This window comes from Novosphingobium sp. NBM11 (assembly GCF_015390225.1).
In the GTDB taxonomy this organism is placed as follows: Bacteria; Pseudomonadota; Alphaproteobacteria; order Sphingomonadales; family Sphingomonadaceae; genus Novosphingobium.
The window spans coordinates 1,394,215-1,408,095 of record NZ_VUOG01000001.1 but is presented as its reverse complement, the minus strand read 5'-3'; the positions used below and the strand labels follow the sequence as shown (position 1 = coordinate 1,408,095).

Below are 13,881 nucleotides of genomic sequence, written 5' to 3'. Positions count from 1 at the left end.
ATTCGGATGACCGCGCGGGTGGCCCATGGCCGCCTGCATGGCGTGATTCCGCATCGTTCCGGCGCAACGCGAAACAATGCTGTCACTTCATGTGCTTAGTGGGCGCGTGAGGGGCGGATGAAGGAGATGTGCCATGTTCATTCGCAGCGAACGCCTGTTCCTGAGGCCGGGCTGGCCCGAGGACTGGGCCGAGCTTCTGGCGCTGATCGACGACGAATCGGTCGTGCGCAATCTCGCTCGCGCGCCCTGGCCCTACAGCCCGGCCGACGCGCGCGCCTTCGCCAGCCAGCCGCAGGCGCGGCGCCACCCGCATTTTTTCGTGACGCTGCCCGGTGCAACCGGGGCAAAGCTGATCGGCTGCGTGGGGCTGGCCGACCAGGACGGCGGGGCCGAACTGGGATACTGGATCGCGCGACAGCACTGGGGCCGGGGCTATGCGACGGAAGCGGTGCGGGCGGTCCTCGCGCTCGCGCCCACGCTGGGGCACCGCCGGCTTGGCGCGCACCACTTCCTCGATAACCCGGCGTCGGGCCGGGTGCTCGCCAAGGCGGGCTTCGTGCCCACCGGCGATGTCCGTCCCCGGTTCAGCCTTGCGCGGCGCGGGGCGGCGCCATCCGCGGCCTATGTGCTGCACCTTGCCGCGCCGGTGAACGGTGGGAGCGAAGGCGGCGATGCCGGTGATTCTATCGAGGTGATGCGCGCCGCCTAGGGGCAGGGGCCTCATTCGGAAGGGGTTGGATAACCGGGCTTCGTCATTGCGAGGGGCGAAGCCCCGCGGCAATCCAGAGCGGCAGGTGGGGCTCTGGATTGCTTCGCGTGCGCTCGCAATGACGAACCGGACTACCGGATGCCGGTCTGCCCGCCGTCGTTCAATACCCGGCGGTGAACCGTGCCCGCGGGTAGCGGTGCTGTTCCAGCTCGTCGACCATGGCGATGGCATAGTCGGCAAAGCTGATCCGGCTCTCGCCCTTGTCGTCGGTCACCAGCTGGTCCTTGCCGCCGCGATAGGTGCCAAGGCGCGGGCCTTCGAAGATGAAGGCGGCGGGCGAGAAGAACGTCCAGTCGATCTCGGTCTCGCCCTTCAGCGCGTCGAGAAAGGCGATCCCGCCCTGTGCCGCGCCTTTCCACGCTTCGGGGAACTCCGGCGTATCGATCAGCCGCACGCCCGGCGCCACTTCCAGGCTGGCCGCGCCGCCGGTCACCAGCAGGCGGCCGACGCCGGCCTGTTTCAGCGCCGAGAGCAGGGTGGCGGCGGACACATCGAAATGGATCGCGCTGATCACCGCGTCGGCGCCCCGGATCAGCGGGGCCAGCGCGGCCGGGTCCGCAGCGTCGCCCGCCTTGGCGGTCACACCCGGCAGCGCTGGGATCGCTTCGGGCTTGCGTGCGATGGCGATCACCTCGTAGCCGCGCGCGACCAGCTCCTTCACGATTTCCGATCCCGCGCGTCCGCTGGCGCCCAGAACTGCAATGGCCATGGCCTGTCTCCTTGCGTGGTTTCCAATGGGTACCAGCTGCGCTATGGAAACTCTCCATGCAAGAACGCACGGATTCCATACTAGGTCACCTCACGGTAACGCTCGCCCCTCGTGGCGATGCGCGGCGCGCCCATGATCGGCGCGGCAATGCCTATGCCGCCGAGTGCCCCACGCGGCAGCTGCTCGATCGCATTGCCGACAAGTGGAGCGTGCTGATCCTGCTGCTGCTGGGCGAGGAGGACTTGCGCTTCAGCGAACTGAAGCGGCGCATCGGCGGCATTTCGCAGAAGATGCTGGCGCAGACGCTGCGCGCGTTGGAGCGTGACGGGCTGGTGCTGCGCGCGGTAGAGCCGACCGTGCCGGTCACCGTCACCTACAGCATCGCGCCGCTGGGGCGCGGGCTGATGGCGGCCTGCCGCTCGATGCTGGAATGGGCGGAAACCTGCATGGTCGAAGTCGCCGCCGCGCAGCGTGCCTACGATCTCCGCCGGGAACGGCCGAAAGTTGAAGCGCCAAGCTATTCCGGCGCGTGGCACACCGCTTCCACGTTGACGCCATCGGGATCGAACACGAAGGCCCCGTAGTAGGCAGGATGGTAGTGCGGGCGCAGACCCGGTGCGCCGTTGTCGCGCCCGCCGTGCGCCATGGCGGCCGCATGGAAGGCATCGACCAGCGCGCGGGTGGGCGCGGTGAAGGCGATGTGCACGCCGGCGCCGTTGGGGCCACCGCTCGATACCCAGAAAGACGGCTTGCCGTCGCCGCCATAGCCGACGCCTTCGTAGCCGCCGGTTTCCGCAGTGGTCAGCTCCATCACCGGGATGATGCCCAGCGGCGCCAGCGCGGCGTCATAGAACCGGCGCGAGGCGGCGTAGTCCTTCGCCGCGATGCCGATGTGGTCGATCATGCCGGTCGCCTCCTGCCTTGCCGAAACCGCAGCAGCTTAGGCGCGCGGTCCGGCAAGGGAAAGGAGCAGCGTCTCCGGAAGGCTGGTTTCAGGCTGCCGAAAGCCGCGCGTCGGGGAACTCGCTGTCGGCCTTGTTGATCAGCTTGCGGTCGTCATGCTGCCAGGGGTGGAAGCCGGGCAGGAAATAGCTGATCCACGCCGGGAAGATGCGGCGCAGCACGCCGGGCTTTCCCAGCAGGTAGGCGGCCAGCCGCCATTTCCACTTCGCGCCGGTCAACCCGTCCTGCGCCAGCAGGTCCAGCGTGTCTTCCACGCGATGGGTCAGGAAGTTCTTGGTGATGACCAGCATCATCAGCGACTTGACCTTCCAGCGCTTCCACCGGCTCCAGTCGCGCGTGGCGTGCAGCCAGGTGTCATAGGCCACCCCCTTGTGCTCGATTTCCTCCATCGCGTGCCAGCGCCACATCGCGGCGGTTTCCGGCTCGGCCCCGGCGAAGTGCTGCGGGTTGGCGAGGAACTCGTGCGCCATCATCGCGGTATAGTGTTCCAGAGCCATCGTCGCCGCCAGGTTCAGGATCACCGGGCGGTCCTTCGTCAACGCCAGCATTTCCTCCACGCGCTTGTCAATCTTGTCGATGTCGTAGCCGGCTTCGCTGGCGGCGCGGTTGAACACGATGTGTTCGCGGGTGTGGTTGATTTCCTGCTTCACGAAGGCGCGAATCTCCGCCTCCAGCTTGGGCGGCACGCCATCGCGATGGGCTTTCACCGCCTCGATGAAGAAGGCTTCGCCGCGCGGGAAAGTGGCGGACAGCGCGTTGTGCCAGGCGGTGGCGACGGGATCGTTCGCCAGCCACCAGCGGCCGGGCTTCTCGTCCCGCCCGAAGCGCCGGTCGCGCACGGTGATGGTGAGGTCGGAAGGGGTAGGCGCAACCTTGCCCTCGGCAACGGCGCGTTCTACGGCGATGGGATCGGTGATTGCGTTCATGCAGTTCAAGGTATAGTAACTTACATCAATGTCAATAAGGAAACGTCTCAGCCCTGAGGAGAGCCGCATTGCCGCGCTCGAAGCCGCACGTGCGCTGCTGATCGAAGCGGGGCCGCAGGCTGTGACGCTGAAGGCCGTGGCGGCGCGAATCGGGCGCACCCATGCCAATCTGCTGCACCATTTCGGCTCGGCATCGGGCTTGCAGAAGGCGCTGGCGGCGCATCTGGCCTCCGCCATCTGCGGCACCATCGCGGAGGCGGTGATTGCCACGCGCTCCGGCGTCGGCTCCCCGCGCGAGGTGGTGGACCTGACCTTCGACGCCTTCGACAAGGAGGGCGCGGGCGCGCTCGCCTCGTGGATGCTGCTTTCGGGCAACGAGGACGCGCTCGATCCGATCGTCGATGCGATCCACGACCTCGTCACCGAACTGAACGAGCCCGAGGCGGCGAAGATGCATGCCACCACGCTCACGCTCACGCTGATGGCGCTGGGCGACGCGCAGATGGGCGGGCCGCTGTCCGCCGCGCTGGGCCTGCCGCGCACCGCCGCGCGCGATCATGCCGAGGCGATGCTGGTCGAGGCGGCCGAACGCGCCGGCATCGTACAGCAGCAGGGTTAGCGGCGGGTCAGTCTTCCCCGGCCCCTTCCGTCGCCAGCGCCATCCACGCGGGGGCAAGATCGGCGGGCAGATCCTCCACGCGCAAGTGGTCCACGGCAAGGCCAAGGTCGGGATAGGCCACGCGCCGCCGCGCTTCGTCGGAGCGGTCCAGCGGCACCACCACCAGCCGGCGGTTCACCTTCTGCCGCCAATTCATCCGCGCGGTGTTTTCCTGCCCCACGTAGCAGCCCTTGGTGAAACTCACGCCGTTGAGATCGCCGGCGTTGGCTTCCAGCCACAGCGTCTTGTCGCTGCCCAGTTCGCCCGCGCCTTCGGGCACGCCCAGCGCCAGCCGGTGCGCGCGCCACATGGCGTCGGCGGACTGGTCGGCGGGATCGGCGGTGGCAAGCCAGCGCTGGCCCAGCGCGGCCAGGCGCGGGTCGGGATGCTCTCCCTCTGCCGCTCCCTCTCTTGGGCTCCAGTGGACGGCGAGCGACTCGTCGCGCGCGATGGCGATCTTGCGACGCAGCCGGTAGAGCGAGAGCCGCCGGGCGAGCGCGTCGGCGACGCCGGCCTCGCAGTCGACCAGCAGGTCGTCGCCATCGCGCCACACGATGAAATCGAACAGCGCCTTGCCCTGCGCGGTCAGCAGCCCGGTCCAGACCGGCAGCGGCCCCTTCATGTCGCTGGTGACAAGGCCCTGGAGGAAGCCGGCCACATCCTCGCCCGCCTCCTGCGGCGAAAGGCGGAGCACGGCGCGGTCGAACAGGCGGGTTGCGGTCATCGCGCGAATCTGGAGGCCGGCGCGGGCGGAATCAAGAGGGGGCGGTCGATGCCCACCCCCAGCCCCTCCCGCAAGCGGGAGGGGAGAATACGGGAACCCCCTCCCGCTTGCGGGAGGGGAGCGAGACTTGCGTCGCCACCGGCGGCGTTAGTCGCAGCGGGGTGGGCCATCCCACGCCGGCAATTTAGGGCTTGGACTTTCCCGCCGCGCCCGCTCAAATCGCCGCCTGACGAGAGGAAGTCCGCCCATGTTCCGCCTGTTCGCCCGCCCGCTCGCACGCCCCCTGCTTGCCCTCATCGCCGCTCTGCTGGCCTCTCCCGTTTCCGCGCAGGAGGCCCCGCGTGGCACTTATCTGCTCAAGCCCGACGCGGTGTTCGACGGCACCGGCACGGAGCCGCACGCCGGCTGGCAGGTGCTGGTGCGCGGCAACCGGATCGAGGCGGTCGGCCCGGCCATCGCCGCCCCGGCCGACGCGCGGGTGATCGATCTGCCGGGCACCACGCTGCTGCCCGGCCTGATCGAGGGGCATTCGCACGTGTTCCTCCACCCCTACAACGAAACGCCGTGGGACGATCAGGTGCTGCACGAGCCGCTGGCGCTGCGCACCGCGCGCGCCACGGTTTCCGCGCGGGCGACGCTCATGGCCGGCTTCACCACCGTGCGCGATCTCGGCACCGAAGGCGCGGGCTATGCCGATGTCGGGCTGAAGCAGGCGATCGCGCAGGGCATCGTTCCGGGACCGCGGATGCTGGTGGCCACGCGCGCGCTGGTCGCGCCCGGCGCCTATGGCCCGCGCGGGTTCGAGCCGGGCGTGGCCGTGCCGCTGGGGGCGGAGGAGGCGGACGGGCCGGCGCTCGTCACCGCCGCGCGCCGCCAGATCGGCGCGGGGGCGGACGTGGTGAAGCTTTACGCCGATTACCGCTGGGGCGCGGGCGAGCCGAGCCGGCCGACCTTTACCCAGGCGGAAATGGCAGCGGCGGTGGAGGCCGCGCACAGCGCCGGGCGCAAGGTCGCCGCCCATGCCGGCACGGCGGAAGGGATGCGCCGCGCGGTGCTGGCCGGCGTGGATACTATCGAACATGGCGACGAAGGCACGGCGGAGGTCTTCGCGCTGATGAAACAGCACGGCACCGGCTATTGCCCCACGCTCGCCGCCACCGACGCGATCGCGCGCTATCGCGGCTGGAACGGGGCGGAGCCGGCGCCGCCCATGGTGCAGGAAGCGCGCACCGCCTTCGCCCGCGCCCGCGCGGCGGGCGTCGCGTTCTGCGTGGGCGGCGATGTCGGCGTCTTCGCCCACGGCGACAACGCGCGCGAGGCGGAACTGATGGCCGCCGCCGGCCTGCCCCCCTGCGCAAGTGCTGCTCGCCGCGACGTCAGGCAACGCCAAGCTGTTCGGCCTCGACGACCGCCTGGGCACGGTCAGGCCCGGCCTGCTGGCGGACCTCGTCGCCGTGGCCGGAGACCCCACCCGCACGATCGCCGCGCTGCGGCAGGTGCGGTTCGTGATGAAGGATGGGGAGGTGTGGAAGGGGGGAAGGTAGGGGCAGCATACCTAGCTTGAGAATAGGTTATGTGACGTAGATTGTAAGTTGGCCCTTGCGGCCGATTACCCTGCTGACGCATAAATTCGGCTTAGATGATCGTAGCGATTTACGGGCCGGGAGAGTCGATGACCATCAATCCGGGTGAGATCATCAAGCAGGCGTTAGAGGCCGCGAAACCTGTGGCGGAATCCCTGAGCGATGCTTGGCAGGGCGTGGTTGGGGATCGCGTCGCCGCGTGGCGGCTAAAGAACGCAGCCAAAATTCAGATTAAGGTGCGTGAGGAACTCGATCGGCTGGGGCTCAGCTTAAATCTAGCGCACATCCCGGAGCGATACGCGTTCTCATGGTTCGAGGAAGCGACCAAACAGGACGAACCTGAGATACAGGAGCTATTTGCTAGATTGCTCGCGAGGGCGGCTGCCGGCAACGCAGACTCGGCTGACCGCCGATTGCTGGAGATCGTATCGAAACTAACGCCAGACGATGCGAGGATGAGCCAATTTTTCTTTGATGGCCCTGCTAACTGCACCATGTCCAAGGACGGCAATCAATTGGCGGGTGTGGAAATAGACGAGTATGAACTTTTTAAGGCCGCCCGCGAAAGCTACGGTAAGGACTCTTGGCGATCGATCGAGCATTTGATCTCTCTCGGCGTACTTGAGCGGCGAGTGGCGATAGATAAGGATTCGGTTTTCAACGCTCTCTCTAATCTACAGACGAGCCCGACCGGGGAGGTGTTTCCGACTTGGGGCAGTTCCCATGATTTAGAAATCAAAACGTTTGTAGTTTCGACGACAACAGGGCTAGCTCTATACCGAGCGGTGGGGACCTGACGCCTGATCGGACAAAATTGGATGCGTAGCTGCGCGGGTTCTATTAAAGTTACGCGAGGCTGGTTCTGGTGTGATCAGACATTACGCGATAGCATGTGTCGGGGAATCTTGGGTATTTCCCGCCAGGGCACAGTCCCACTATCCACACCACGCGTTCCATAGGGCACCCACCCAACACCCCCTGTCCTAATCCCCCCACCTATGGCAAAGCAGCGCGCATGATGCCGCCTCCCGCCCGTTCCGCTTCCCGCCAAAGGCGCAGCGGCGGGCGGCGGACGGTGTTGCCCTGGACCGTGTCAACTTTGTCAACTTGTTCAGCTTTGGAGTGCCTTCGATGAACGTCGCCCCCGAACTCGTCCTGTCGAACGGCACCGTCCACACGCCGTCCGGGCCGTTCGTCGCCGATGTCGCGGTGCGGGACGGGAAGATCGTGGGCGTGGGGTCGTACCCGGACGCGGCGGAGCGGATCGACTGCACCGGGCTGGACGTGCTGCCCGGCGTGATCGACAGCCAGGTCCACTTCCGCGAACCGGGGCTGGAGCACAAGGAAGACCTTGAAAGCGGCAGCCGCGCCGCGGTGATGGGCGGGGTGACGGCGGTGTTCGAAATGCCGAACACCAATCCCAACACCGATACCGCCGATCGCGTGGCCGACAAGCTCGCCCGCGCGCACCACCGCATGTGGTGCGACCATGCGTTCTATGTCGGCGCCACGGCGGAGAACGCCGAGCATCTGGGCGAGCTGGAGCGCATTCCCGGCACCGCCGGCGTCAAGATCTTCATGGGCGCCTCCACCGGCAGCCTGCTGGTGTCGGAGGATGCCGATCTGGCCCGCGTGCTCGCCCATGGCAGCCGGCGCGTGGCGATCCATGCCGAGGACGAGGCGCGGATGAACGCGCGCAAGGACCATCGCGTCGAAGGCGATGCTTCCAGCCATCCGGTGTGGCGCGACGATGAAAGCGCGATGCTGGCCACGCAGCGCATCCTGCGGCTGGCGCGCGCGGCGAAGCGGCCGATCCATATCCTGCACGTGACCACGCCGGCCGAACTGGAGCTGATCGCGCAGCACCGCGATGTGGCGACGTGCGAGGTCACGCCGCAGCACCTGACGCTGCGCGGGGAGGAGGCCTATCCGCGCCTTGGCACTTATGCGCAGATGAACCCGCCGATCCGCTCCGGCGCGCATGTCGACGGGCTGTGGCACTGGCTGCGGCAGGGCGTGCCCGACGTGATCGGGTCGGACCATGCGCCGCACACCATCGAGGAGAAGGCCAAGGTCTATCCCGCCAGCCCCAGCGGGATGCCCGGCGTGCAGACGCTGCTGCCGCTGATGCTCGATCACGTCGCCGCCGGGCGGATGACGCTGGCGCGGCTGATCGACATGACCAGCGCCGGCCCGCAGCGCCTGTTCGGCCTGGTCGGCAAGGGCCGCATCGCCACCGGCTATGACGCCGATTTCTCGGTGGTCGATCTCAAGGCGAAGTGGACGGTGACAGAGGACTGGCTGCAAAGCCGCTGCGGCTGGTCGCCCTATACCGGCATGGAGCTGACCGGGCAGGTGGTGGGGACCATCGTGCGCGGGCACCGCGTGATGTGGGAACGCCAGCTTGCCAATGCGGCGACGGGCGAAAAGCTGCGCTTCGCGGCAGCGCTGTAGGGCCGTCTTTGGCATTCCATCGTCATTGCGAGCGTAGCGAAGCAATCCAGAGTCCGACGCGGGTCGCTCTGGATTGCCGCGGGGCTTCGCCCCTCGCAATGACGAGGCATGGCGATGGTGTCAGGCTCTGACGGGAGTTCAGGCTGGCGCGCGCTGGCGGCGGCGCAGCATGTCCCAGCTGAACAGCGCGATCGCGGTCCAGATCAGCACAAAGCAGGCGAGGCGCACGGGATCGAGCGGCTCTCCGAACACGAAGATGCCCAGCAGGAAGGCCAGCGTGGGCGAAATGAACTGGACGAAGCCCAGCGTCGAAAGATCCAGCCGCCGCGCCGCCACCGCGAACAGCAGCAGCGGCGCCGCCGTCACCAGGCCCGAGGCGAACAGGCCGATGGTGGTGCCGGCATCGAGGCCCAGGCTCGATCCTGCGGGGCTGCGCGCCTGCCACGCCACCAGGACGATGGCCGGCAGGTAAAGCAGCGAGGTTTCGATCGTAAGCCCGGGCACCGAGCCGACCGGGGTCAGCTTGCGCACGAAGCCGTAGAGGCCGAAGCTGACGGCGAGCGCGAGGGCGATGCCCAGCATCTCGATCGCTCCGGCCAGCAGCAACGCGATGCCAAGCCCGGCAATGGCCACGGCGGTCCACTGCGTGCGCGTCAGCCGCTCGCCCAGCAGGATCGTGCCCAGCAGCACGCTAAGCAACGGGTTGATGTAGTAGCCAAGGCTGGCGGCAAGCACGTGGCCACTGTTGATGGCGATCACATAGAGCAGCCAGTTCGCGCCGATCAGCAGCGCGCTGGCGCACAGGCGCAGCAGGACCGTGCGGTCGGCCAGCGCCGCGCGGACGTCCGCCGCCTGTCCGCGTACGGCCACGATCGCAAGGCACAGCGGCAGCGTGAACAGCACGCGCCAGCCCACCAGCTCCATCGCGGGCACGTGGCGCAGTGCATGGAAGAACAGCGGCAGAAAACCCCACAGCACATAGGCGGCAACCGCGGTCATCAGGCCGGCGCGGTGGTGGGAGTTAGGCGGGGGCATACGGTGCCTCTCGCATTGGCGAGCGCGTCGGCCAAGCACAAAATATTCAACGGCTTGCCGATGTGACGGTTCGTTTCATCCTGTTTCACGAAGTCTGACGGAACGGTTGCCCGCTATTCAGGTCCGTATCGGTACCGAATTTTGCAACGGCCGCGCGGGTCCTATTCGCGAAAGGCCGCACGAACAGGAGACCGGACATGAGAATCATCACCCGGGCGGCGATCGCCGCCGCCCTCTCCGCCGCCACCCTCTCGCTTGCCGCGCCGGCTTCGGCCACGGTGACGGCGGCTCCCGCAACGCCCGTGGCATCGGTGGCGGATGCGCTGGGTGAAGGCTGGAATCACCGAGATCGCGGCTGGCATGAAGGCTGGCGTGGTGGGGATCGCGGCTATTACCGTGATGCCGGCCGGCGCGATTACTACCGCGGCCCATCGTGGCGCGGGCGTGATGGACGCTATTACTGCCGCCGTTCGGACGGCACCACCGGCCTGCTTATCGGCGGCGCGGCGGGCGCGCTGATCGGGCGCGGCATTGCCGGGCGCGGGGATCGCACCGTGGGCACCGTGCTCGGCCTCGCCGGTGGCGCGCTGCTGGGGCGCGAGATCGACCGCAGCGGATCGCGCTGCCGCTGAAATCCTGCCGCCCTTCGGGTCGCACCACGGGCAGAGCAGGGGCGCTCCGGCGAATGGCCGGGGCGCCCTTTCGCGTTCCGGCGAACGCTTCCTTAACCATGGCGGGGGCAAGACGGGGGCATGGTTCGTCCCTTGCCGGTCATCGCGCTGCTCGCCGTGCCGTTCGCGCTTGCCGCCTGCGCGCAGGACGATGGCCCGCGCCGTGCGGACGCCGACGATCCGGTCATGGCGCAGGCGCTGGAAGGCCAGTTGATGGTGGACCCCGACCTGTCGCAGCGGAACCTGCGCAACCAGGCCGTCGTTCCCGGTGGCCCGGTCGACACCGCTCTGGTGCAGTTCGACCGGCACGATTGAGCGCCAGCCGCTGTCCGGCTTCAGTTGTCGCGCAGGCCCACGCCCATACCGGCGCGCGGTTGCTCCATCTCCGCGGACGCCACGGGATAGGCGCAATAGTCCGCCGCGTAATAGGCGCTCGGGCGATGGTTGCCGGACAGTCCGACCCCGCCCATCGGCGCCGATAGCGAAGTGCCGTTGGTCGGGCGGTTCCAGTTGATCACGCCGGCGCGGACATTGGCCCAGAACTGGTTGTATTCCTCGGGCGATCCGCCGACGAGCGCAGCCGTCAGGCCAAAGCGCGTGCGGTTCGCTTCCGCGATCGCCTGGTCGAAATCGTCGACCCTGATCACCTGCAGCAGCGGCCCGAACAGTTCGACATCGGGCCGCTCGGCCATGTCGGTCACGTCGATCATGGCCGGTGACAGGAACGGCAGGCCTTCGTGCAGCCGCCGCATGTGCAGGATCGGCCGCCCGCCGTTCGACAGCAGATAGACGAAACTTTCGGTCAGCCCGTCGGCGGCCTCGTTGTCGATGACCGGTCCCATGAACGGTTGCGGTTCATCGAACGGCGCGCCGACGATCAGCCGGCTGCCCAGGCGCTTCATCTCGTCGATCAGCGGTTCGTACAGCGAACCTTGCACGATCAGCCGGCGGGCCGAGGTGCAGCGCTGGCCCGAAGTAGCGAAGGCGGACTGGATCGCAAGCACCGCCGCATCGCTGATCTTGGGCGTGTTCCACACCACCATCGGGTTGTTCCCGCCCATTTCGAGCGCAAGCATTTTGCCCGGGTTGCCGGCCAGACGCCGGTTTATGGCGATGCCGGTGTGCGCGGAGCCGGTGAACAGCACCCCATCCACGCCATCGTGTTCGGCCAGCGCCCGGCCCTGATCCGGGCCGCCGATCAGCAGTTGCACCACATTGGCGGGAATGCCGGCGCGGTGGAAGCACTGCACCAGCAGTTCGCCCGTGGCCGGCGCCTTTTCCGATGGCTTGAACACTACCGCATTGCCCGCGATCAGCGCGGGAATGATATGGGCATTGGGCAGGTGCGCCGGAAGATTGTAGGGGCCCAGCACCGCCACCACCCCGTGCGGCTTGTGGCGCAGCGCGGCGGTGCCTTGCAGCGCGCTGTCGAACTTCCGCTGGGCGGACCGTTCGGCATAGGCGCGAACCGAGATGTCGACCTTGGCGACGACCTTTTCGACCTCGGCGCGGGCTTCCCACAGCGGCTTGCCGGTTTCGCGCGCGATCAGCGCTGCCAGGTTCTCCTGCTCCTTGCGGACTTCGTTGGCGAATCGCCGGCACAGTTCCACGCGATTGGAAAGCGACTGGGCGGCCCATGTGGACCACGCCTGCCGCGCCCGATCGACGGCCGCGTCCACATCACCCACCGGCCCGCGCCACAGTTCGGCGCCGGTCGCGGGCTCGCAGGAGACGATCTCGGCATCGTTGCCGGAAGGAGCGGTCATCGGTTCATTCGCTTTTGCTTTATCGGCAACGCCCTAGCAGGAAATTGGTTACCATATTTTCAAGCCGGTCAAGCATGACCGCGCGGGGCCGGGGCGACGCCCAGCGCTTCCCCCATGCGCCGGACGGCGGCGACCTTGGCGTGCAATGCCGTCCAGTCATCCTTTTCGGCGATCGGTTCCCAGATCGCTTCCACTTCGTCGATCAGCATCGATTGCGGGGCTTCGTCGGTCCAGTAGGGGTGATCGTCGACCGTCGACCGGTATGGGCCAAGCGTCTCCTTCAGCGCCGCGCCCGCATCGTCGTCCGCAAACGGGCCACGCCCGCCGCGATGGGCGAAGAAGAAGGCGTCCGGCCCGATCCCCTGCGCCACCATCGCGGCTTCGCAGGCGCCGATCAGCGCGCTGTCTTCCTCCAGCCCGCGCGGCTCCACGCCAAGCCGCCAGCACCAGCGCCGTGCCATCGCCTGCTGGTAGAGATCGGGAAAGCGGTTCAGCGCCGCGATCAGCGGCGGGGCTTCCGAAAGCAGGCGCAGCGCGACGGCAAGCTGCCCGCAGTTCCAGTGGATCGCCTCGGGCTGGCGGCCGAAGGCGTAGAGACCCGAGTGATCGAAATAGGCGGCGGTGAATGCGGGATTCCACGTGGGCAGCCAGCGCCAGGGACCATAGTCGAAGCTCTCTCCGGTCACGTTCATGTTGTCGGTGTTCAGCACGCCATGGACGAAGCCGGCGACCATGTAGCTCGCCGCCATGTCGGCCATGCGTTCGACCACCTGGTGCAGCAGCCGTGCCGCCTTGTTGTCCGGCTCGGGCGCGTCGGGGGGAAGGGCGGGTCCGGGAAAGCTGGCCAGGCAGTAATCGACGAGCTGTTCCATCTCAGCGGGCGCATCCAGCATCCCCAGCCGCTGGAACGTGCCGATGCGGATATGGCTGTGGCTGAGCCGGACCAGCACCGCGGCGCGAGTGGGGGAAGGCTCATCGCCGCGCCATAGCGATTCGCCGGTTTCGATCACGGAGAAGGTCCGGCTGGTATTGACGCCCAACGCTTCGAGCATTTCCGTCGCCAGCACCTCGCGCATCGCGCCTTTCAGCGTGAGGCGGCCATCGCCTTGCCGGCTCCAGGGCGTTTGCCCCGAGCCCTTGGTGCCAAGGTCCATCAGCCGGCCGTGCCCGTCGCGCATCTGCGCGAACAGGAAGCCGCGCCCATCCCCCAGTTCGGGATTGTACACGCGGAACTGGTGGCCATGGTACCGCAGCGCCAGGGGCTGCGAAAGATTGCCGGGCAATGGCGCGAAGCGGCCGAAATGCGCGATCCATGCCGCGTCGTCGAGATCGGCCAGGCCCACCTCCCGCGCTGCGCGATCGTTGCGGAACCGCAGGGTGGTCCCGGGGAAGTCTGCCGGCGCCACCGGATCGCCGAGCCAATCGGCCAGCGACAGGATATGGGGATCAGGGGTGTAGATCGCGTCTTGCGGGTTGGATTGCATCAAGCGATAGTGGTCGCTGGGCGATCCGCAGGCAAGCGGGTCTGCTTGCGGATGCGGGATATTTGGGCGCGGATACGGGATAATGGTGTTTGAGCCGGGCGGATGTTCGGCTTATGGCGCGGATCGCGTGGGGGCGTTG

At 67.7% G+C, this 13,881-nt stretch carries 14 protein-coding genes and 1 pseudogene; 8 read left to right on the top strand and 7 right to left on the bottom strand.

Annotated features, from left to right (window positions below):
- Positions 1-133: 133 nt before the first annotated feature.
- A complete protein-coding gene (locus F1640_RS06685) occupies positions 134-709 on the top strand; it encodes a GNAT family N-acetyltransferase (protein WP_194918376.1) in 576 nt (191 codons plus the stop codon).
- Between the two features lie 160 nt (positions 710-869).
- Here F1640_RS06685 and F1640_RS06680 read toward each other — a convergent pair whose 3' ends face one another.
- Positions 870-1,478, bottom strand: a complete 609-nt coding sequence (locus F1640_RS06680; protein WP_194918374.1) for an NAD(P)-dependent oxidoreductase — start codon at positions 1,476-1,478, stop codon at positions 870-872.
- 56 nt (positions 1,479-1,534) lie between these two features.
- Between F1640_RS06680 and F1640_RS06675 the strand changes: the two genes are divergently transcribed.
- On the top strand, positions 1,535-2,062 hold the full coding sequence (locus F1640_RS06675; RefSeq protein ID WP_194918372.1) for a helix-turn-helix domain-containing protein: 528 nt from the start codon (positions 1,535-1,537) through the stop codon (positions 2,060-2,062).
- Here the strand turns inward: F1640_RS06675 and F1640_RS06670 are convergent.
- Positions 1,996-2,382 carry a VOC family protein gene (locus F1640_RS06670; protein ID WP_194918371.1) on the bottom strand — a complete coding sequence of 129 codons (387 nt, stop codon included), beginning with the start codon at positions 2,380-2,382 and terminating at the stop codon, positions 1,996-1,998. The two genes, F1640_RS06675 and F1640_RS06670, sit on opposite strands and share 67 nt — an antisense overlap.
- 88 nt (positions 2,383-2,470) lie before the next feature.
- Positions 2,471-3,367, bottom strand: a complete 897-nt coding sequence (locus F1640_RS06665; protein WP_124810901.1) for a metal-dependent hydrolase — start codon at positions 3,365-3,367, stop codon at positions 2,471-2,473.
- A 28-nt stretch (positions 3,368-3,395) separates the two neighbouring features.
- On the opposite strand from F1640_RS06665, the gene F1640_RS06660 reads away from it, so the two are divergent.
- Entirely contained in the window at positions 3,396-3,986 is a 591-nt protein-coding gene (locus F1640_RS06660; RefSeq protein WP_125953826.1) for a TetR family transcriptional regulator, read from the top strand.
- A gap of 7 nt (positions 3,987-3,993) precedes the next feature.
- Here F1640_RS06660 and F1640_RS06655 read toward each other — a convergent pair whose 3' ends face one another.
- Positions 3,994-4,749 (bottom strand): folate-binding protein YgfZ, encoded by a 756-nt coding sequence (locus F1640_RS06655; RefSeq protein ID WP_194918369.1) that lies wholly within the window; start codon positions 4,747-4,749, stop codon positions 3,994-3,996.
- Positions 4,750-4,996: 247 nt separating this feature from the next.
- On the opposite strand from F1640_RS06655, the pseudogene F1640_RS06650 reads away from it, so the two are divergent.
- The 3 genes and pseudogenes from F1640_RS06650 (at position 4,997) to F1640_RS06640 (ending at position 8,786) form a co-directional block, all read left to right on the top strand.
- A pseudogene (locus F1640_RS06650) lies at positions 4,997-6,293 on the top strand (amidohydrolase family protein).
- Between the two features lie 128 nt (positions 6,294-6,421).
- Complete coding sequence (locus F1640_RS06645) at positions 6,422-7,129, top strand: hypothetical protein (RefSeq protein ID WP_194918367.1); 708 nt, start codon at positions 6,422-6,424, stop codon at positions 7,127-7,129.
- Positions 7,130-7,463: 334 nt separating this feature from the next.
- Positions 7,464-8,786, top strand: a complete 1,323-nt coding sequence (locus F1640_RS06640) for a dihydroorotase (protein WP_194918365.1) — start codon at positions 7,464-7,466, stop codon at positions 8,784-8,786.
- A gap of 138 nt (positions 8,787-8,924) precedes the next feature.
- Here the strand turns inward: F1640_RS06640 and rarD are convergent, their stop codons facing one another.
- Positions 8,925-9,785 (bottom strand): EamA family transporter RarD, encoded by an 861-nt coding sequence (gene rarD / locus F1640_RS06635; protein ID WP_255530296.1) that lies wholly within the window; start codon positions 9,783-9,785, stop codon positions 8,925-8,927.
- A 233-nt stretch (positions 9,786-10,018) separates the two neighbouring features.
- On the opposite strand from rarD, the gene F1640_RS06630 reads away from it, so the two are divergent.
- Both F1640_RS06630 and F1640_RS06625 read left to right on the top strand, forming a co-directional pair.
- Positions 10,019-10,453, top strand: coding sequence for a glycine zipper 2TM domain-containing protein (locus F1640_RS06630; RefSeq protein WP_190287381.1), 435 nt, complete (start codon positions 10,019-10,021; stop codon positions 10,451-10,453).
- 120 nt (positions 10,454-10,573) lie between these two features.
- Positions 10,574-10,807, top strand: a complete 234-nt coding sequence (locus tag F1640_RS06625; RefSeq protein WP_124811194.1) for a hypothetical protein — start codon at positions 10,574-10,576, stop codon at positions 10,805-10,807.
- Between the two features lie 20 nt (positions 10,808-10,827).
- Here F1640_RS06625 and astD read toward each other — a convergent pair whose 3' ends face one another.
- Both astD and F1640_RS06615 read right to left on the bottom strand, forming a co-directional pair.
- The gene (gene astD / locus F1640_RS06620; protein WP_194918361.1) at positions 10,828-12,258 is read right to left on the bottom strand and encodes a succinylglutamate-semialdehyde dehydrogenase; all 1,431 of its coding nucleotides are present in this window, start codon (positions 12,256-12,258) and stop codon (positions 10,828-10,830) included.
- A gap of 68 nt (positions 12,259-12,326) precedes the next feature.
- Complete coding sequence (locus F1640_RS06615; RefSeq protein WP_194921227.1) at positions 12,327-13,742, bottom strand: protein adenylyltransferase SelO; 1,416 nt, start codon at positions 13,740-13,742, stop codon at positions 12,327-12,329.
- Positions 13,743-13,881 lie beyond the last annotated feature (139 nt).

What these genes read in the sequence shown, in the direction of transcription:
- F1640_RS06685 (WP_194918376.1), top strand. Translation starts at nt 134, where the DNA reads ATGTTCATTCGCAGCGAACGCCTGTTCCTGAGGCCGGGCTGGCCCGAG.
- F1640_RS06680 (WP_194918374.1), bottom strand. Translation starts at nt 1,478, where the DNA reads ATGGCCATTGCAGTTCTGGGCGCCAGCGGACGCGCGGGATCGGAAATC.
- F1640_RS06675 (WP_194918372.1), top strand. Translation starts at nt 1,535, where the DNA reads ATGCAAGAACGCACGGATTCCATACTAGGTCACCTCACGGTAACGCTC.
- F1640_RS06670 (WP_194918371.1), bottom strand. Translation starts at nt 2,382, where the DNA reads ATGATCGACCACATCGGCATCGCGGCGAAGGACTACGCCGCCTCGCGC.
- F1640_RS06665 (WP_124810901.1), bottom strand. Translation starts at nt 3,367, where the DNA reads ATGAACGCAATCACCGATCCCATCGCCGTAGAACGCGCCGTTGCCGAG.
- F1640_RS06660 (WP_125953826.1), top strand. Translation starts at nt 3,396, where the DNA reads ATGTCAATAAGGAAACGTCTCAGCCCTGAGGAGAGCCGCATTGCCGCG.
- F1640_RS06655 (WP_194918369.1), bottom strand. Translation starts at nt 4,749, where the DNA reads ATGACCGCAACCCGCCTGTTCGACCGCGCCGTGCTCCGCCTTTCGCCG.
- F1640_RS06645 (WP_194918367.1), top strand. Translation starts at nt 6,422, where the DNA reads ATGACCATCAATCCGGGTGAGATCATCAAGCAGGCGTTAGAGGCCGCG.
- F1640_RS06640 (WP_194918365.1), top strand. Translation starts at nt 7,464, where the DNA reads ATGAACGTCGCCCCCGAACTCGTCCTGTCGAACGGCACCGTCCACACG.
- rarD (WP_255530296.1), bottom strand. Translation starts at nt 9,785, where the DNA reads ATGACCGCGGTTGCCGCCTATGTGCTGTGGGGTTTTCTGCCGCTGTTC.
- F1640_RS06630 (WP_190287381.1), top strand. Translation starts at nt 10,019, where the DNA reads ATGAGAATCATCACCCGGGCGGCGATCGCCGCCGCCCTCTCCGCCGCC.
- F1640_RS06625 (WP_124811194.1), top strand. Translation starts at nt 10,574, where the DNA reads ATGGTTCGTCCCTTGCCGGTCATCGCGCTGCTCGCCGTGCCGTTCGCG.
- astD (WP_194918361.1), bottom strand. Translation starts at nt 12,258, where the DNA reads ATGACCGCTCCTTCCGGCAACGATGCCGAGATCGTCTCCTGCGAGCCC.
- F1640_RS06615 (WP_194921227.1), bottom strand. Translation starts at nt 13,742, where the DNA reads ATGCAATCCAACCCGCAAGACGCGATCTACACCCCTGATCCCCATATC.